This is a genomic window from Acetivibrio clariflavus DSM 19732 (assembly GCF_000237085.1).
Classification (GTDB): Bacteria; Bacillota; Clostridia; order Acetivibrionales; family Acetivibrionaceae; genus Acetivibrio; species Acetivibrio clariflavus.
The window spans coordinates 3,555,344-3,574,918 of record NC_016627.1; the positions used below are offsets into that span (position 1 = coordinate 3,555,344).

10 protein-coding genes and 2 pseudogenes are annotated in these 19,575 nt (G+C 37.2%); 7 read left to right on the forward strand and 5 right to left on the reverse strand.

The window, feature by feature from the left end; translation table 11 throughout:
• Nucleotides 1–61 precede the first annotated feature (61 nt).
• The gene (locus CLOCL_RS23715) at nucleotides 62–4,687 is read left to right on the forward strand and encodes a glycoside hydrolase family 48 protein (protein WP_014256118.1); all 4,626 of its coding nucleotides are present in this window, start codon (nucleotides 62–64) and stop codon (nucleotides 4,685–4,687) included.
• A gap of 155 nt (nucleotides 4,688–4,842) precedes the next feature.
• Here the strand turns inward: CLOCL_RS23715 and CLOCL_RS14875 are convergent, their stop codons facing one another.
• Entirely contained in the window at nucleotides 4,843–7,437 is a 2,595-nt protein-coding gene (locus CLOCL_RS14875; RefSeq protein ID WP_014256119.1) for a glycosyltransferase family 39 protein, read from the reverse strand.
• Nucleotides 7,438–7,851: 414 nt separating this feature from the next.
• Between CLOCL_RS14875 and CLOCL_RS22615 the strand changes: the two genes are divergently transcribed.
• Entirely contained in the window at nucleotides 7,852–8,007 is a 156-nt protein-coding gene (locus CLOCL_RS22615; RefSeq protein ID WP_169313383.1) for a hypothetical protein, read from the forward strand.
• A gap of 106 nt (nucleotides 8,008–8,113) precedes the next feature.
• Here CLOCL_RS22615 and CLOCL_RS14880 read toward each other — a convergent pair whose 3' ends face one another.
• Together CLOCL_RS14880 and CLOCL_RS23840 are read right to left on the reverse strand one after the other, a co-directional pair.
• On the reverse strand, nucleotides 8,114–8,866 hold the full coding sequence (locus CLOCL_RS14880) for a ComEA family DNA-binding protein (protein ID WP_014256120.1): 753 nt from the start codon (nucleotides 8,864–8,866) through the stop codon (nucleotides 8,114–8,116).
• 386 nt (nucleotides 8,867–9,252) lie between these two features.
• Nucleotides 9,253–10,643: pseudogene (locus tag CLOCL_RS23840) on the reverse strand (IS4 family transposase).
• A 275-nt stretch (nucleotides 10,644–10,918) separates the two neighbouring features.
• On the opposite strand from CLOCL_RS23840, the gene CLOCL_RS14890 reads away from it, so the two are divergent.
• The 3 genes and pseudogenes from CLOCL_RS14890 to CLOCL_RS14900 all read left to right on the forward strand — a co-directional run bounded on the left by CLOCL_RS14890 (nucleotide 10,919) and on the right by CLOCL_RS14900 (nucleotide 15,475).
• Nucleotides 10,919–12,214: a D-alanyl-D-alanine carboxypeptidase family protein gene (locus tag CLOCL_RS14890; protein ID WP_014256121.1), complete on the forward strand. Its 1,296-nt coding sequence runs from the start codon at nucleotides 10,919–10,921 to the stop codon at nucleotides 12,212–12,214.
• Nucleotides 12,215–12,347: 133 nt separating this feature from the next.
• Nucleotides 12,348–14,066, forward strand: a pseudogene (locus CLOCL_RS14895) (AMP-dependent synthetase/ligase).
• Between the two features lie 182 nt (nucleotides 14,067–14,248).
• The gene (locus CLOCL_RS14900; RefSeq protein WP_014256122.1) at nucleotides 14,249–15,475 is read left to right on the forward strand and encodes an IS256 family transposase; all 1,227 of its coding nucleotides are present in this window, start codon (nucleotides 14,249–14,251) and stop codon (nucleotides 15,473–15,475) included.
• Between the two features lie 1,090 nt (nucleotides 15,476–16,565).
• Here the strand turns inward: CLOCL_RS14900 and CLOCL_RS14910 are convergent.
• Together CLOCL_RS14910 and CLOCL_RS23315 are read right to left on the reverse strand one after the other, a co-directional pair.
• Nucleotides 16,566–16,856 carry a helix-turn-helix domain-containing protein gene (locus CLOCL_RS14910; protein WP_081467059.1) on the reverse strand — a complete coding sequence of 97 codons (291 nt, stop codon included), beginning with the start codon at nucleotides 16,854–16,856 and terminating at the stop codon, nucleotides 16,566–16,568.
• A 600-nt stretch (nucleotides 16,857–17,456) separates the two neighbouring features.
• Nucleotides 17,457–17,651, reverse strand: a complete 195-nt coding sequence (locus CLOCL_RS23315) for a hypothetical protein (protein WP_169313367.1) — start codon at nucleotides 17,649–17,651, stop codon at nucleotides 17,457–17,459.
• A gap of 192 nt (nucleotides 17,652–17,843) precedes the next feature.
• Between CLOCL_RS23315 and CLOCL_RS23320 the strand changes: the two genes are divergently transcribed.
• Together CLOCL_RS23320 and CLOCL_RS14920 are read left to right on the forward strand one after the other, a co-directional pair.
• Nucleotides 17,844–18,569, forward strand: a complete 726-nt coding sequence (locus CLOCL_RS23320; protein WP_245532802.1) for a hypothetical protein — start codon at nucleotides 17,844–17,846, stop codon at nucleotides 18,567–18,569.
• Between the two features lie 504 nt (nucleotides 18,570–19,073).
• Nucleotides 19,074–19,553, forward strand: coding sequence for a hypothetical protein (locus CLOCL_RS14920; protein WP_052306604.1), 480 nt, complete (start codon nucleotides 19,074–19,076; stop codon nucleotides 19,551–19,553).
• Nucleotides 19,554–19,575 lie beyond the last annotated feature (22 nt).

Genomic DNA, 19,575 nt, shown 5'->3' on the forward strand with positions numbered 1-19,575 from the left:
CAGACTCATGTATACCAAAAATAGCTTTATACACGAATTACTGTCCAGAGGTGACTTTTTTATGAGAATATTTGAAATACCAAGGAGAAGAAACAGATTTATAGCTTTGGTAACAATTTTTATTACATTCTGTATAATACTCGTAATTTACAATAAAAATGCCAAAAACACTTTTAACAATAATCCCGATAAAAAGAACTCTCCCACATCAAAGTCTCAAAATTCCACAGTATATGCCGACAGATTCCTGGAGCTGTTTAATGATATTCAAACCAAAGGATATTTGAGTGAAGAAGGAATCCCATACCATTCCATTGAAACATTGTTGGTTGAAGCACCTGATTATGGTCATCAGACCACAAGTGAAGCCTTCAGTTACATGGTTTGGCTGGGTGCAACCTATGGCAAATTGACGGGAGACTGGTCTTATTATAAAAATGCATGGGATTTAACCGAAAAATACATAATTCCCGATGCCCAAAAAGACCAACCGGGTGTTGATACCTATTCACCTAACAGCCCGGCTCAATATGCTCCTGAAGGTGATACTCCCAATGATTATCCCATTACAGGAGCTGCAAACGCACCTACCGGCATAGATCCCATAGCTGAAAGCCTTGCTTCTGCTTATGGTTCTAAAGCCATATACCAAATGCATTGGCTTCTTGACGTGGATAATTTTTATAAATTCGGAAACCATGGCGACGGTACAAGCCGCTGTTCTTATATAAATACATATCAGCGCGGGCCTGAAGAATCGGTTTGGGAAACTGTACCGCACCCATCCTGGGAAGATTTTAAATGGGGTGAAGGAGAAAAAGGCGGTTTTTTAAACCTCTTTGGCAATTTTGGCCAGCCGGCAAAACAATGGCGTTACACTTCTGCCTCCGATGCCGATGCAAGACAGGTTCAAGCCTCCTATTGGGCTTATCTTTGGGCAAAAGAACAAGGTGTTGAAGGAGAACTGTCAGAATATACCGATAAAGCAGCAAAAATGGGAGATTATTTGAGATATACATTTTTTGATAAATATTTCAGACCCATCGGTGTTCAAGACAGTTCTGCCGCTGGTACAGGTTATGACAGCTGCCATTATCTTTTATCATGGTACATGTCCTGGGGCGGAGATATTGGCGGTGCATGGAGTTGGAGAATAGGCAGTTCCCACTGCCATCAGGGCTATCAAAATCTTGTAGCAGCCTATGCCCTGTCACAGGAACCCGCCTTAAAGCCAAAGGCACAAGGATCGCAGGAAGACTGGCAAAAAAGTTTGAAACGCCAGATTGAATTGTATCAGTACCTCCAAAGTGCAGAAGGTGCCATTGCAGGAGGCGTCACCAACAGTTGGCAGGGTAGATATTCCAAATATCCTGCCGGCAAAAGCACTTTTTACGATATGGCCTATGATTACCAACCTGTGTACCATGACCCTCCAAGCAATAATTGGTTCGGCTTCCAGGCCTGGTCAATGGAAAGAGTAATGCAGTTCTATTATCTTTCGGGAGACCCGGATATAAAAAATGTATGCGATAAATGGGTAAAATGGGCTTTATCCCATACAAAACTAAAAAATGACGGTACTTATGAAATTCCTTCAACCCTTGAGTGGTCAGGTGAACCGGATACCTGGAGAGGCAAACCAACAGAAAATTCAAACCTTCACTGCAAAGTTAAGGACTACACACAGGATGTGGGGGTCACCGCTTCGTATGCTAAGGCTCTCATTTTCTATGCAGCTGCCACCGAAAAACACACCGGTACAATGCATAGCGAAGCTAAAAACATGGCAAAAGAACTTCTAGACAGAATGTGGACAAACTACAGAGATGACAAGGGTGTCGCAGCCCCGGAAGAAAGAGAAGATTATAAGCGTTTCTTCGACGAAGTTTATATACCAGCAGGCTTTAGCGGAACAAACGGTCAGGGTGCTCAAATCAAAAACGGCATAACTTTTATCGACCTTCGTCCCGACTACAAAAAAGATCCTGATTATGCGAAAGTGGAAGAAGCAGTTAAGAACGGTAAAAATCCGGTTATGACTTATCACCGTTTCTGGTCCCAGGCTTCTATTGCCATTGCCAATGCAATGTACCACATATACATTGAAAAAGAGGATGGGCTTATTACCGAAACATCAGAGACTGAAAATTCAACTGATATCAATGTTTCCAAAGATACGGATAATATTCAAAGCAATGGCATTTACAAATATAAATATAAAAACAACATACCGCCGCAACCTCAGGCTAAAGGTCCCTATAACTACGGAGAAGCATTGCAGAAAGCCATATTCTTTTACGACTGCCAGCGTTCCGGAAAATTAAGTTCCACTGTCCTTCGCCTGAACTGGCGGGGAGATTCCGGTCTTAATGACGGAAAGGATGTGGGACTTGACCTTACCGGAGGATTTTATGACGCCGGTGACCACGTTAAATTCAATCTCCCCATGGCTTATACAACTACAATGCTGTGCTGGGCGGCTTATGAATACAAGGATGCCTTTGTAAACAGCGGCCAGTTTGAGCCCCTTCTGGAAAATATAAAATGGGCCACCGATTACTTCATCAAATGCCATCCAGAACCGAATGTATACTACTACCAGGTGGGGGACGGAAACGCCGACCATGCCTGGTGGGGGCCGGCCGAAGCAATGCCTATGGAAAGACCCGCCTATAAGCTGGACAAATCCTCTCCCGGCTCGGCAGTTTCTGCCCAGACGGCTGCTGCATTGGCCTCTGCTTCTATTATCTTTAAGGATATTGATGCTGATTATTCCAAAGAGTGCTTAAAACACGCAAAAGAACTTTTTGAGTTTGCCGACAGCACCAAAAGTGACACTGGCTATACTGCTGCCAAAGGCTTTTACGATTCATGGAGCGGTTTCTATGACGAGCTTTCCTGGGCAGGTGTATGGCTTTACATGGCCACAAACGATAAAACCTATCTTAAAAAAGCAGAGGATTATGTTAATTATTGGGAAAAAGAACCCCAATCCAATGCTATAAAATATACCTGGAGCCACTGCTGGGATGATGTGCATTACGGTGCTGAACTATTGCTTGCGAAGCTAACCAATGGAAACAGCAAATATAAAGAAGCTATAGAAATGCATCTGGACTGGTGGACAACGGGGTACAACGGCAACCGTATAAAATACACACCGAAAGGTCTTGCATGGCTTGACCAGTGGGGTTCTTTAAGATATGCCACCACAACTGCCTTTTTAGCCTGTGTATATTCCGACTGGCCCGGTGCAGACAAAACCAAGGCAAAAAATTACATCAAATTTGCCGAAAGCCAGGCCAATTATGCATTAGGCAGTACCGGACGAAGCTTTGTTGTAGGATTTGGTAAAAACCCTCCGGAACATCCTCACCATAGAACTGCCCACGGTTCATGGGCAAACAGCATGAGTATTCCTGAAAAACACAGACATGTCCTTTACGGTGCTCTTGTGGGAGGCCCCGATTCGGAGGATAACTACAGAGATGAGGTTAGCGATTATGTTTGCAACGAAGTGGCCTGCGATTACAATGCAGGATTTGTAGGATTGCTGGCAAGAATGTACAATACTTATTACGGAAGTCCTTCCGAAACCTTTAACGGTATAGAAGAAATAACCGAGGACGAAATATTTGTTGAAGCCGGTGTCAATGCTTCAGGTAGCAATTTTATCGAAATAAAGGCTGTTATCAACAATAAGTCTGCATGGCCGGCCAGAGTATGCGAAAACCTTTCCTTTAACTATTATATTGATATAAGCGAAGCCATAAATGCCGGTCACTCGGCTTCCGATATAAAGGTAAGCGCCAACTATAATCAGGGTGCAAAGGTTTCCGAACTGAAACCCTTAAAAGGCAACATTTATTATGTAACGGTCGATTTCAGCGGAACAAAGATTTTCCCGGGAAGTCAGTCGGACTATAAGAAAGAAGTGCAGTTCAGAATATCTGCTCCGGAAGGAACATCTTATTTCGATCCGCAGAATGATTATTCCTATAAAGGCCTTGCATCAAATTCGATGATAAAGACCAAGCATATACCGGTTTATGATAAAGGTACTCTGGTATTCGGAACTGAGCCGGACGGAAAACAATCTGCTTCGGATAACACCTCAAATGAAACTGCTCCGCTGCCAACAAGCAATACAGCACTCCAGAATACTTCTGCTCCAATACCGCCAACACCGGTAGCTTCCAACTCAAACAGCAATAAAAACACCTCTGGTGGCAACGGAAAAGTCGTTATTCAATATACCAACGGAAATGCCACTGATTCCACAAACGGAATCAATCCAAGGCTAAGACTTGTAAATAACGGCAATTCTAGCATTAACCTTAGTGATGTAAAAATCCGGTATTATTACACCATCGATGGCGAAAAACCTCAGACCTTCTGGTGTGATTGGAGTTCTGCCGGAACCTCCAATGTCACCGGTTCCTTTAATAAACTTACTGCTGCCAAAAATGGCGCTGATTATTACCTGGAGATAAGCTTTGCAAGTGGAGCAGGTACTTTAGAACCCGGCAGCAGTGTTGATATACAGGCCAGATTTTCCAAAAATGACTGGACCAATTACAACCAGTCCAACGATTACTCCTTCATATCAACGGCCTCTGATTATACGGAAAACAGCAAAATTACGGTATATGTTTCAGGAAAGCTTGTATGGGGTAATGAACCGTAATTAATGCTTTTATAACGTGAAAAGATACTCATTATTGTTCCGGTACAGTTCATATTGTGATAAAAAAATCCTTCTATCATTTGTAAACATCTGATAGAAGGATTTTTTATTTCCTAAAACTTATTCAGCCATAGCTCGTCCTCTTCCTGGCCATATTAGCGCACATTTATCCATTTAACATAGTTAAGATAACTTGTCGGAACTTCCATACCCGATATTGCTGGATATAGCAATATGAACAACGCTAATGTAATTGCAAGATAACTGTATATAAATACAGTTGAAATTTTATAAGCAGTTTCCCCAGCCGATTGGCTTCCAAAATCTCTTGTTACAATTTGCGGGAAATCTTCCCTCAAGAAGTTCAACACATACACTATACACAGTATCAAAAACGGTACCGACGTAAAGAAGTGATATATAAATATACAACGTGATACCCTGAACCACGGAAGGTATTGGAAGGCAAAGGCAACCAGGAACGGTACTGCCCTTTTATCCTTCTTGGCAATACTTATGATTACTGCAACAAAGACACATACAATTCCAAACCAAAATACTGCCGGATTTCCCATAACGTACATCAATGATGTTCTGTCATATGGAAGATTTGTATTCCTATATTCAAGCAGCGGCTTTTGAATCAAAGGCCACGAATAAGCCGGCGATTCAAAAGGATGGCTGTCAGTAAGGTTTGAATGATAATTATACATATTTACCTGATATCTCCATACTTCTCCGAGATTGTGTCCGTCCCCCGGCAGTGTGATTATAGGCAAATAGGAAGCTGTATATATCAGTATAGGTATTATTACAAAGAATATTACACAAGCCAAAGAAGGCTTTATAAAGTGATTTATAAACCAGCTATTTATTTTTTCCTTTCTTGCCGTTTCACTCATTTTCTTTCTTCTAAGCTGCTTATTGTAGCTTCTGTACTCCAGTATCTTTGAAGTGAAATAAAGAACAGCTAGTCCGCCTCCGGCATATACCGCAGTCCATTTGCTTGCACAGCCCAGGCCCCAGAATATTCCCGACAGCAACAACGGCACAAGGCTCTTTTTAAATCCAACCTCATAGGACTTGTTTATAAAACTGTCATACATAAAGTAATATGCCAGGATTACAAACAAAGCCGGATATGAATCGATTGTACCTATTCTTGTCTGTGCAAAGTGCATACATTCGAAAGCTATAAGGAAGGCAGGAATAAAGCCGTATATTCTCTTGCGGAATATCTTCTTTCCGAACAAATACATAGCCGGAACCATAGCCACTCCAAAGAGAGTTCCCATAACACGCCATCCAAAAGGATTTACTCCGAAAATGAGCATTCCCAAAGCAATTATAAGCTTTCCTAAAGGCGGGTGTGTCGTCTCATAGGGTTCCATCCTGTATATGTGTTCGAAAGCTGTTCTTGGATGATATATTTCATCAAAATATGTTGAGGTCATAAAGTTGTTCTCATAAACACCAATATCCTGCTCATCAAAGAGATTTTCCGGAGTCCCTCTGTCGTTTCTGCCCAATTTTTCCACTTCAACAGTAAAATTGGTTACAGGTTGGTCACTGCCATTTTCAAAAAATACTATTTCATTTAATGTACCGCCAATTCTCTGTACTCTCAATCTCAAATTCTGAGCTCTGAACTGGACATTTTCATTTCCCCACCCAAACGCCTTATATACATCCTGGTTTATAGTGGCAATAGGTACATAATTACCTTCAGCATTTAGGTATTCAATTCTGAGGGAAACATCCCCTATACCGTAATAATAAGCAATTTTTGAGAAATCATATTCACGGTCAAAGTTCAGATTTATAGTAGTCCCCAGTTCGGAAGGCTGCCAGAAAGTTTCCGGAACATTTGTGCTTCCCAACTTATACAGTGCAATAACTGCATAAACCAAAGTTATTGCAGTCATAAGAATCCAATCTTTTCTGTCTACCTTGAATGGCTTTGCATCCGAAACATCTTCTAAAGAATCTTTCGAGTTTTCATTCTTTTGGTTAACAGCCTTTTTGCCTTTGCTGTTTTTATCCTCTTTTCCGGACTTAAAAAATACAAAAGATGTAATTACCCCTATAGCCACTGCCAATGCTGCTATTAAAGCTATTAACCAACCTTTGCCGCTTGACTGGTCTGCTGTTTCGGCAGGTTGATTATTTTGCTGAGAATTATACAAACTAATTATGGCAGCACCTGCCGGAACATCCAGGGTTTCTTCCACTGTTATATCGTCAAAATATGCAGTTCCTGTACTTTCTCCACTATGACCTCCCACGCCGGCGGTAAGCTCAATTACCCGCTGGTCCGAGCCTGTCCTTCCGTACAATTCCACATAAGTCCAGTCATTTGTACCTTTCAATTCTGTTGTAGAAATAAACGTTCCAAATATTGAAAGAATTGCACCTTTTCCCTGCTCAGACACATTTTCAGTCTTAATCCATCCGGATATTTTATACAAGGTATTTTCTTTCACACTGACCATTTGACGAATTCTGGAATCGTTTGCAGAAGTGTTGGTTATTTTGACGCAATTGTTACCTGAATGGGCAATCTCCGGGTCAGTAATCAGAGTAACTTCGGTTGAAGTATTGTAACTCCATTTGTCCCAAAAAGCAATATCCGAATTGCTTTCCTCAAATCCGGGATTTAAAACTTCATTTGCCCCTTCAGCATAAGCAGCCCCCAGTTGAAAAAAAACAAGAGACAGAGCAAATATGGCTGCAATCAGTTTTTTTGACATTTACGCGACCCCCTAGTTTAAATTTGTAAAATATTAATTTTTTATTGACATAACTTTTTATACAGAAGAACTATAAACATCGAAATTTGTACCAAAAAAAAATAACTTATTTCGTCAAATTTAAAATCAAAGCCACAAAATCGTTAAGATATTCTATTTTAATTATATATACTTTAGGCCCGTATATCAACAAATAAATATCTTTGAATATTTTATGTATCTTTCATATATCGCCTTATATCAGACTTCTTCTTTTGCTGTATAATTTCCCTTAACAAAGACAATTGAATTCCTTAATTTTTTAAAGCAAAAACTCCCTATTTAATTTGAATAGGTCATAAACCCAATGGAAATAATATAATAAAACAGTAATAAATGGTATATTATGTGTATCTACGAAAGGAGGAATACACAGTGAGATATACCAGAGTTGAGAAATTCCGGCGATTACGGCGAGAACGCATTAAAAAAACAATTCTTTACGGTATAGTTCTACCGAGTACATCAATTTTGCTTGGATACCTTATATCATGCTTATTTATACTACCCAGAATTTCCGGCACACCCTAAAGGACACAGATTTTTTGCCCCGAAACTGTAGACAAATTTGGTTTCGGGGCATTAAAAGGCTTGCAAATTCATGCAGAAAAGCTCATTATATTTATTTCAATTTTTCTCAGTCCACGCAAATAAAATCTTTCATATTTGCAAATTTACTTTGCCCTATGCCGGGAACATTCATAATATCCTCTATTTTTTTAAATTTTCCGTTCTTCTCCCGGAAAGAAACTATCTTACTTGCTGTCGAAGGTCCAACACCGGGCAATGTTTCAAGTTCGGCCTCTGTGGCTGTATTGATGTTTATTTTGCCCTTTGAAGAACTCTTATTCTCACTTTCATTTTGGACAGCGCCTCCGCTGTCATTTCTTATCTCTACACCGGTTGTAACTTTATTTTGAGCAGTAACACCGGAATTGGAGTCAGCAGTTTCTCTTCCATTCGCTGCACCGTCCGAAACCGTCTCAGGCTTTGGCAGTATTTTCAGCATAACATTTTCGTTTAGTACATAAGCAAGGTTGATATTGTCAAGATCGGCTCTATCTGTCGGGCCCCCGGCAGCCTTAATGGCATCCTCAATTATCTGTCCCTTTTCAATGGTAACAACACCGGGGTTGTTAACTTCTCCAACCACATATACCTGTATTTTTTCTTTACTTTCTTCCATGTATACTGTCGAAGTTGCTTGGGGTGTACTTTTTTCTTCAATATTCAATATTCCTTCATCCAAGGACTTACTTATAATTATTTCACTCCCATCCCTGCTAATTAAAAATCCAATAACTCCGATGTTTACAACTATAACAGCAATTAATAAAACAAATACTACCATTTTAACTTTTATTTCTTTGTTAAAAATGTTCTCAGGCACTTGAATCCCTCCATGGAACATATAATTATCATCGATTGCTTATTGAATTTTAAAAGGGAACTTTTATAATTTATACTCGATATAAAAATCAATATTGATATATGTCATATTCTATGTAAATTCTTTTTTTCCTTTAATTACCTTAGACAATTTTAGCTCACCGGCTACTTTTATTTTTAGTTTTTTGGTATACTGTTGTTGTTATTTTTTTAGACGTAAAAAATATAATTTAATCGAATTTACTATCCGATTAGATTTTATATGCAATAACTATTTGCAAAATATATTATGTTGCCTTAATATATTTATGTATTAAATTCTATTGGAAAGAAGGTACTGAAAACTTGAGTCGAACACGTAATTACACTTAATTTAAGGTATGTAAATCAACTTTCGCAGGAAACAACTGATAGCTTTGCCTTGATATGAACAGGCAAACAAGTGACAAAGTAGTTGAGAAACTCGTTGACTGTTTCCTTTGTCAAAAGCAGTTTTTCCTGTAAAGTAGTTTTTAAAGCCTCTATTATAAGCTGCAGTGCCTCATGGAATTTAATGTCCTCAAGTTCATCGCAGCAATAGTAGAACAAAGTACCAATAGTGCGTAAATCAGTATTATTGCGGTTCTCAACCGCTAACATAATGTACCTTGAAAAAACAATAGTTGTATGGGCAACCATCATATCATAAGAACGACCTTGAAATTCCTTAGCCAGCTTAAGGTATGACTTACACATCTTGAAGAATACCTCTATGTCCCAGCGTTTTCCGTATATCCTGATTATCTCTGTTTCGGGAAGACTAGTATCTGTAGATATGAGAGCTAGCCATTTACTCTTGTTTCTTCGGTCACGGACAAAGACAATTTTTGCTGGAATGTGGTTTCCTTCTTTATCGTGTAATTCTACCATAACTGAAGCAAGGTATTTTGATCTTCCTCTACGTTTCCTGACAGTTCGGTATATCTCTCTCAATGATTTTTTTTCACCATTGAAGTTATAGTAAATCTTGGGAGTATCCTTTACCATAGCTATCACATTAAGATTCATCTTACAAATTTTGATAATAGTAGCCGGAAAGGAGAACCAACTGTCAAATAAAACATATTTTGCTTTAATACCGGTAGCAACTGCTTGTTCCAGCATAGACAGAGCAGATTCCGGTGAAGTGGCTAAGGCATTCTGTCGGCGTTTAAAACCAACGGTTCTTTTATCTATAGTATTTTTCGCTGGATTAATGCAAACCCTTGGATTTGTGAACTTAAAAGGTTGAAGGCCACAGGAATAAATGAATTACCGTCTGTCCAACCAAGTGTAAGCATACGAAAGCCTTTTTTATTCTTATTGCCGTCAGCATGATCTTTGACCCAACTTAAAAGCTCAACTGACTTGCTTCTTGTCCTACTGTAGAAGGAATCGTCAATTACAAAGGCATCAACCCGTTCATCTGACGTTAATCTATCGATATGATGATTTATGACCTTTGCAGAAAGCAAATATAAAAATCTTTGCCAGTTGATATGTATGGAATTTAAGAATCTGTAGGCCACATCCCTTGCAAATGGTATATCAAAGCTTTCTGCTTTATAGTTCATAAACAGATTTTTGCCTGTAAAAACAAGTTCAAACAGTACTTTGAATACCGTAAGACAAGGAATACCTTTATCTTTATATGCGTTTGACTTTTTTAACAGATAGCCTACAGAAAACATTTTGAAAAAGTTATCAACTGTCAAAGAAAATCTATTTTCTTCCTTAACCTTCTGTGATACAATAGACATGTTCAAGAACCTCCAAATTGTCGATTTAATAGGGTTTGGGTACTTCTATTATATCACATAGAAGGGGGTTCTTGTACTTTTTTATTGCCCAAATCTATTGATTTTTCAATGTTCAGTGCACATTATTCACGTGCGAAAGTTGATTATGTAATTTTTTAAATTCAGACATTTTATGTAAAATATTTATAAACAAATATACAGCGCATTTGATATTTATTCTTTTATTTTAAATATATTTTTTCGCATAATATTACATAATATTTTAGGAGGAATAAATGAGAAAGCTTATTACAGGAATAATTTTAACTGCGGCTTTAATTATAAATTCTACTACTCAGATAAAAGCTCAAACATTTAATTTTGATGCAAAATCCTATATTTTAATAGATTCAAAAACAGGTTATGTTATCTGTGAACATAATGCCGATCAACAGGTTTACCCGGCAAGTACAACTAAAATTATGACTGCAATACTGGGAATTGAAAATGCAAAACCTGACGATATAATGACAGTAAGCCAATATGCCATAGACAATATCGGGCCGGGAGGAATGAATATAGGATTGCTTCCGGGAGAACAGCTTACCTTTAAAGATCTTTTAAATGCTCTTTTAGTCAGATCAGCCAACGAAACAGCTTTTGTTATTGCCGAAAATATAGGCCCTACAGTAGATGCTTTCATGAAAAAGATGAATGAACGTGCAAAAGAACTCGGTGCTTTAAACACTAATTTTGTCAATCCGTGCGGAATGGATACCGATGAAAGTGCAAAAAATCACCTTACTACAGCCCGAGACTTGGCATTAATGGCAAAATATGCAATGACACTGCCACTATTTAGAGAAACAGTAAAAAAGACAAGTTGTACCATTCCTCCAACAAACAAGCATGAGGAAGAAATTATATTACCTTCCACCAATAAACTTTTTCAGGCAAGATACAAATCTGAATATTATACTGAAGTTACAGGAATAAAAACAGGCTATACAAATAGGGCACTCTTCACCCTTGTGGCATCGGCTGCAAATGAAGACGGTATGGAATTGATTTCAGTTATATTGGGATGTCCAACCGATGCAATATATCAATACACTAAAGAATTACTCGAATACGGTTTTAAGAACTATTCACAGAAAAATCTTATTGCTGAAAATACATACGTAACAAGCGTGACTGTTGCCGACGCAAGTTTTAATCCCAATCTCGACCTTGTTGCTGCTGAAGATTTTAAGTGCATACTTCCAAACGATCCCGATGCTTTCGACAGTGTATCTAAAAATATAAAAGTCAAAGAAAATATCACTGCTCCGGTTAAAAAGGGTACCGTATTAGGTTCAGTGGAATTTGTGAAAGACGGTTTTGTCCTTGGAGAAGTAAATTTAATTGCATCAAGAGATATTGAAAAATTGATTCCAACACCTGTACCTTCACAAAAAATTATGTCTACTGTCGGTAATTCAAGAACTTTTAAAACTTTAAAGGTTTTGTTTTTTATAGTAGTTGGCTTTTTAATATTGAGATTTATTTTAAGAAAAATTTCAAGAAGAAGGCGTATGAATAGACTATATTAAATTTCACATTTAATTTTCAAACTTTTTGTAATTCACCATATAAAAAAATACTCCAACATAGAATTATAAGAGAGAGAAAAAAATTTTATTGTTTTCATTTGTATATTGTTATAAAAAGTGAGGTTAATTAAATATGAAAAAAATAAGAAAAACTGATGTAAGACCCATTAAAGACCTAAGAGACTTGCTTCAGCAAACCTGTAGTCTATACGGTTCGAAAAATGCCTTTTACATTAAAGACGACAGTCAAAACTATAAAGGTATAACATATAGCGAATTTAAAAATGATGTGGACGCACTAGGCACTGTATTTCTCAATCTTGGCCTTAAGGATAAATTTATTGCAGTAATGGGAGAAAATCGTTATGAATGGTGTGTAACCTATCTTGCAACTGCCAACGGTGTTGGTGTAATAGTTCCCTTAGACAAGGAACTCCCTACGGCAGAACTGGAAAATTTGCTAAAACGTTCAAACGCTTCTGCTATTGTTTACTCAGGCAAACATCACGAACAACTGGTAGAAATCTCCCAAAATGTATCCCATATAAAATACTTTATAAATATGGATATAGACAAACATATCGATGACAGTTTTCTTTCTCTTAAAGCATTGATAGCTGAAGGTAAGGAACTTTTAAACAGTGGAAATTCAGATTATTTGAATGCAACTATTGATGAAAATGAAATGAGATTTCTGATCTTTACTTCGGGAACAACAGATCTGGCAAAGGGTGTAATGCTGTCCCATAAAAATATATGCACCGACATCGTTGCCGTTGTTTCTGCTTTATATATAGACAGCACCGACTCCATTTTATCCATATTGCCCTTGCATCACACCTACGCCTGTACAGTTGACTTCCTGACCTTTATCTATATTGGAGGATGTATATCCTTTAATGAAGGTTTGAAACACATCCCCAAAAACTTAAAGGAAACCAAGCCCACAATACTCATACTGGTTCCCTTAATAATTGAAAACATGTATCAAAAAATATGAGCTCAGGCATCAAAGGATTGGAAGCTCAAACTCAAACTAAAATTAGGACTTTTTGTCAGCGTTTTTCTATACAAGTGTTTAAAAATCGATATCCGAAGAAAAATATTCAAAGAAATTATAGACAATTTCGGTGGAAGGATAAGACTTATCATAGCTGGAGCTGCTGCAATAGATCCGGCAGTTATAAGAGGTTTACAAAATATGGGTATCCTTACACTACAGGGATATGGACTTACAGAAGCCTCTCCTATTGTTTCGGTTAACAGAGAGGAAAAAAATAAAGATAATTCCATAGGCCTTCCTCTTCCGGGAGTGGAAGTAAAAATTGTTAATCCAGATAATGAAGGCAATGGTGAGATAGTAGTAAGGGGCGGCAATGTCATGCTCGGCTATTACCAAAATGAAGAAGCCACCAAAAAAGTCTTAAAAGACGGATGGCTCTACACCGGAGACCTTGGGAAAATGGATAATGAAGGATTTTTATATATAACCGGAAGAAAGAAAAATGTTATTGTCACTAAAAACGGTAAAAATATATTCCCAGAAGAGGTTGAATCCTATATCAATAAAAGTCCGTACATTAAGGAATCCCTTGTAACCGGCATAGATGACGATGAGAAGAATGAAACCATAGTTACTGCACAAATTGTAATTGATTTGGAAAAAATAAAGGAAAAACTCAATAACCCCAATCCGTCGCAGGAAGAAATATATAGGCTTATCAAATACGAAATAAAACAAATAAATAAAAATATGCCGCTTTATAAACGTGTTCAAGATTTTACAATACGAGAAAATGAATTTGCAAAGACAACTACAAAAAAGATAAAGCGTTATCTTGAAAAACAATAAAAATAAAAGTGAAAAAATAGATTTTGAACTTTAAAATGCGCTTAATTATCATAGTTCAATGGGACTGGACTATGATAGTTAAACGCATTTTTTGAGGATGTAAAAAAATTTGTGTATAGATGATTGAATGTTCTCCTTCTTGGCAAGGATTAATAATAATAAAAGCTAAGGAGGAGAACTTTATGTCAACGTTAACAAAAGAACATATAAAGCAATTAGTTCGGGAAAATAATTTCCAAAGCGTATCAGATGTAAATGCATATCTAAAAGACATTTTTAAAGATATTATTCAAGAACTGCTTGAGGCAGAACTTGAAGCAGAATTGGGTTATGCAAAAGATGATGTGGCAAATAAAAATACCGATAATAGCCGTAATGGTTATACACCAAAAAAAATAAAAAGTGAGTTTGGTGAAATTGATATACAAGTGCCTAGAGATCGTAAAGGAGAATTTCAACCTAAAATTATCCCAAAATATCAGCGTAATGTTTCCGGAATTGAGGAAAAAGTTATAGCTCTATATGCAAGGGGAATGTCTACAAGAGATATTAGTCAACAAATTGAAGAACTTTATGGATTCAGCCTGTCTCCGGAGATGGTTAGCAAGATTACTGACAGAATTGCTCCAGAAATAAAAGAATGGCAGCAAAGACCTCTTGAACCTATATACTCTTTTGTTTTTATGGATGCAATACACTATAAAGTTAAGGACAACGGAAGAATAATAAACAGGGCAGCTTATGTTGTTCTAGGTGTTACTATTGATGGATATAAGGATATTTTAGGGATCTGGATTGGTGACAATGAATCCTCAAAGTTTTGGCTTGGTGTACTGAATGACCTTAAAAATAGAGGAGTACAGGATGTTTTAATTTTTTGTGTTGATGGACTTACCGGACTTAAGGAAGCCATAAATGCTGCATATCCAAAATCTGAAGTGCAGCGTTGCATAATACATCAGCTGAGAAATTCTTTTAAGTATGTGCCATACAAAGACCTAAAAGCCTTTAGTAATGATTTTAAAAATGTCTACAAAGCTATTAATGAAGAGGTTGCCTTAGAGAAGTTTTATGAATTAAAAGAAAAATGGGGAAAAAGCTATCCCTTTGCGATACGGAGCTGGGAAAATAATTGGGATGTACTAAGTCCATTCTATAAATTTCCAGAAGAAATCCGAAAGATTATCTATACAACTAATGTCATTGAAGGATTACACCGGCAGTACCGTAAGGTAACAAAATCAAAAACTATGTTTCCATCAGATGATTCTTTAGAAAAAATGCTATATATGGATATGGCTTCAAAAAATGTGATAAAAAAATGGACCCAACGTTATAAAAATTGGGATAGGGTATTGAATCAACTGATAATTCAATACCCAGGACGCCTTGACAATTATGTTAGTTAAAACAGAAAGACAAATAAAGTATTAAGTGTTCCTTGAAAACTTTATATGGCGGTTTTACTATGTTTAATATCTTCCTTTGAATTTTTAAGTACAAGGTATAATTTGTCTGCAGAGTTGACTTTTCCGGAAACACAATATATTTTGTCTCTTTTAAAGACATGTTTTTTCCTGAAGTCATAGAGTAAATAAACCCGGTTAGTGTCAAGTTCCTTCATTGTAAAAATATTGTATCTATCTAATTCTTTGCAATTTATCACTACCATGTGGTTAGCACTAAAATTAAACACTGCAAAGCTCCTTCATCATAAAAAATATAGAATCTTATATAGGATTTTATACGCTTCCCTGAAACTTGTATGGTTTCAGCCCGGTTGTAGGTTCCCTGTTGCTTCCCAGCATTGCAGGGTATCGGCAGAGCCGGGCCTCAATAGAATTATTGACAAAAAGCAAATTAAATTAACATTGTACTTTTATGTTTTTACTTTTTTAAATTTGCTAGACAAATAAGTATTGCCAATTATTAAAAAATTTATGTATAAAACTTTAATAATTGGCAAAACTCTATAATGAAAAACAAAATGCAGTTATATATTCTGTAAACTAAAATTAATTAATGTTTCTTGCTGAAAAGGATTTACATAAAATCTAAACCCACAAAATTATTTACACTCCCCTTAAAGATTCTAAAGCTATACATCAAAGCCTTTACATGTATTTTCTTACAATGGCTTGTTTTTCAAAATGTGCAGGAATAGATTGCAAAAAATCCTTGCTGTTTCACTAGCAAAGGATTTTTTTTGCAATCTTTCCGCACTATATTTTTGAAAAACGCCTGTAGAAAAGCATAGTTTGGCTTAATGTAAGCTTAGAAGTCTTTTTGGGCGGTAACCTGTTTACTACTAAGCAAAACATAAGCATCTGAAAAGCTACTGTTGAGCAGTTTGTAGTATCTCTAAAAGTAATATAGTTGTGCCTTTGAAGCCTGATATTGTTTAGCCTTTGGAGATTACCTGTAACTCCTAGCTAGTATGAAATATAAAAGTATAATTTGTAAGTTTAAAATAAGATCTATTTTAAATACTAAACTACTTTATTTTTTTGATGTGTGTCTAAAGATTGTTTTTATAACATCAAATATTAATAATTCTAGTTCTTTGTACTGTAAGTTTTTCACAGAAGCTAAGACTTCATTTATACTTTTATCTTGTGTTTCATGTTTAGAATCTTTTAAAAGATAATCAGTAGTAACATCTAATATATTTGAAAGTTTGAAAAGCGTTTCAACACTCAATTTCTTGTCCCCTCGTTCAATAATTCCAACATATGAAGGTGAAATATTACACAGTTCAGCAAGTTGTTCTTGCGTTAAATTTTTTTTAATCTTTCTTTTTTTACTCTCATTCCTAACTGTTTATAATCCATCTATAAAAATCACCTCATATATTATTTAAAGTCATATAAGAGGTAATTTGAATATACTATTGTTATTAAAATATTACTGTGAGTATTGAATTCGAAAAATAATTATGATATATTTGATTATGCTATTTTAATAATTATTTATATTTTAATTATATGTTGCATTTTATGATTTTATATGTAAAATAAATAATATATGTTTTTATCTCCTGTAAATAAATATAATGCTCTCGAAAACTCGTATTGCTTTCGAGGTCTCTATTTCAGGAGCAAGCTAATTTAGCTCACCCCTAAAATCCACCAATATTTTCCTTAAAATTTTCCAATAAAATTATCCTAATTTTAGCCATATATGGCACCAATCTACCTTGACTTTTTCACAGCGCCCCCAAAATCGAAGTAGGTGGTAATATTTGCCATTACTTTGATTGTGGAGGTTTTATTTATGCTGCGTAACTTTGAGTCTCACACTTCTTATCAGGAAAACCTGAAGCTTCATCTCCTGCTTTTTTGGGAGACCGATAGGGGCAGGGTCACGGATATGGAAAAATCCATATCCAAGCTATACCTTCTCAATTTGGATCCCCTGCTCCCTATCATTAAACCCCTTTATTCTAATACCGGCTGTCCCGCCAAGAACCAGCTGGGTATTATTCGCTCTCTTATCCTTATGCTCGACCAAAAACACCACGGCATTACAAACTGGGCCAAAAAAGTGGCCAACGACCCCCTCCTTTGTGCTATTTGCGGATTCCAATATGGAAAAGCCCCTTCCGTCGGTTCCTACTATGACTTCATTAAACGTCTATGGAAAGCTTCTCATAAAATCCATGTCGCCATGAAAAAGAAACTGAGGCCTTTCAAGCCTAAACCCCGTAAGAAACTCAAGGCCGGCCAGAAACTGAAACCCAAGCACAACGGCATCGTTAAAAAGTTTGCCAGAATCGCCATGAGAGACGCACTCCCTGAGTATCGTCCCGAACAGATCTTCCAGGAATTCCTTGCCCGCTGTGTCGTTGATGTTTCCGCCAAAATGGGTATCTTGGGCGATGTGCAAAAACTTTCTGTCGCCGGTGATGGCACCCCATTCTATTCCGGTGCTTCCCATTACGGTACAAAGGTCTGTGATTGTAAAAAACACGGTGTCTACGATTGCAAGTGCCCCAGACGTTATTCCGACCCTGATGCAAGATGGGGTTGGGACAGCTACAGGGAACAGTGGTTCTATGGCGATACCCTCTTTAACATCACTGCTTCCGACAGTCCCTATGACCTTCCCATTTACCTGCGTAAAGCACAGGCTTCAAGACATGACAGCATCCTTGCCGTTTTTGCCATGTCTGAGGTAAGAAAACTTTATCCTGACCTTTGCATCCGTAATTTTATTGCCGATGGGGCCATGGACAACTATCCCACCTATGAACTCATGTATCATTGGAACATCATCCCATTCATCCCCCTTGATGCAAAAACCAAACAAACTCTTACCAAGCTGCCTCCGGGAATTATCTGCCTTGATGATCAAGGCAGGCCTATCTGCAAAGGCGGTATCCCTTACGAAGACTGCGGCTACTCCTACCCCAAAGGTATCAAGTACAGGTGCTATTTCGACTGCCATGACATTGAAAACCTTGTCAATGTACCGATTCACCTTATGGAAGGACTGTCTATTTAAAGCCCAAAGACGATTTCCGGCTGATTACTCCCGTACCCCGCGGCTCTGAAGCTTTTAATGAAAAATTTAAAACACGCACCTCTGTCGAAAGAAGCCACAAAAGGCTCTTTGAAGATTACGACATTGAAGAGTACAAGGCCAGAAGCTCCAGGCAGCGGTTTGCATTGGCTACTTTTGCTGCAGTGAATGTCCACTTGGACGCTTGGGTCAAGCATACAGGCTTTAGTATAATTCCTTTGCTTGAAGAACTTTCTGGCAAAGCAGCCTGATAGCTACCGAGTCTTTATTGTGATGAACCAATGGCCTTCTCATAGGCTTTGCTTTGCTATGCCCATTTTCAGAAAGTTATACAGCATATTCGTTTATCAAGGTTCATTTCGTCAATATGCATTTACTTTTGTCAGTCTCTCAATGTTACTTTATCCCATTAATTAACATTCAGCAGGTTTTCCAGTTACTTTTCGAGACTATTCTAAATAATAATTATGTTGGGAGGTTGATAATATGAAAAAAATTATAGCTATTGTTTTGATTTTTTGTATTGTTGCTAGTACTTCATCTATATGTCTTGCAGTAGGTCAATGGCAAGATTTAGGGGGAGGATATAAGTTTAGAGTAGATGGACCTCATACGGGAACAGACACTGGTAAATATCATGTACATGTAAACAAAGGCAACAATGAAATAGGTTCAGAGGGAGTTGACGGAAGTAAAAGCCATGGTGATAACATGAACAATGTACCAAATTCAGTAAAGAAAAAAATTAAAGAGCATCCTGAGTATAAACGAGCACAAAAGAAACAAGAAGAACTAGAAAAAGCTAAAAAAGAAATTAAAGAAAAAAATCTTAAAATTGATTGGTGGCACATTGGAGATGTTATACTTGCTATTGCAATTGTTGTAGCAGCAACTGCTACATTCTTTTTCCCAGGTGATGATGTGGGAGCATGGATTAATTTATTGCGTGCAATAGGAGCTGGGTGAAAAACTACATAATTTTTTTATT

Coding starts and splice junctions, on each gene's coding strand:
- CLOCL_RS14900 (WP_014256122.1), top strand. CDS start 14,249: ATGTCAACGTTAACAAAAGAACATATAAAGCAATTAGTTCGGGAAAAT.
- CLOCL_RS23320 (WP_245532802.1), top strand. CDS start 17,844: ATGAGAGACGCACTCCCTGAGTATCGTCCCGAACAGATCTTCCAGGAA.
- CLOCL_RS14920 (WP_052306604.1), top strand. CDS start 19,074: ATGAAAAAAATTATAGCTATTGTTTTGATTTTTTGTATTGTTGCTAGT.
- CLOCL_RS14875 (WP_014256119.1), bottom strand. CDS start 7,437: ATGTCAAAAAAACTGATTGCAGCCATATTTGCTCTGTCTCTTGTTTTT.
- CLOCL_RS14890 (WP_014256121.1), top strand. CDS start 10,919: ATGAGAAAGCTTATTACAGGAATAATTTTAACTGCGGCTTTAATTATA.
- CLOCL_RS23715 (WP_014256118.1), top strand. CDS start 62: ATGAGAATATTTGAAATACCAAGGAGAAGAAACAGATTTATAGCTTTG.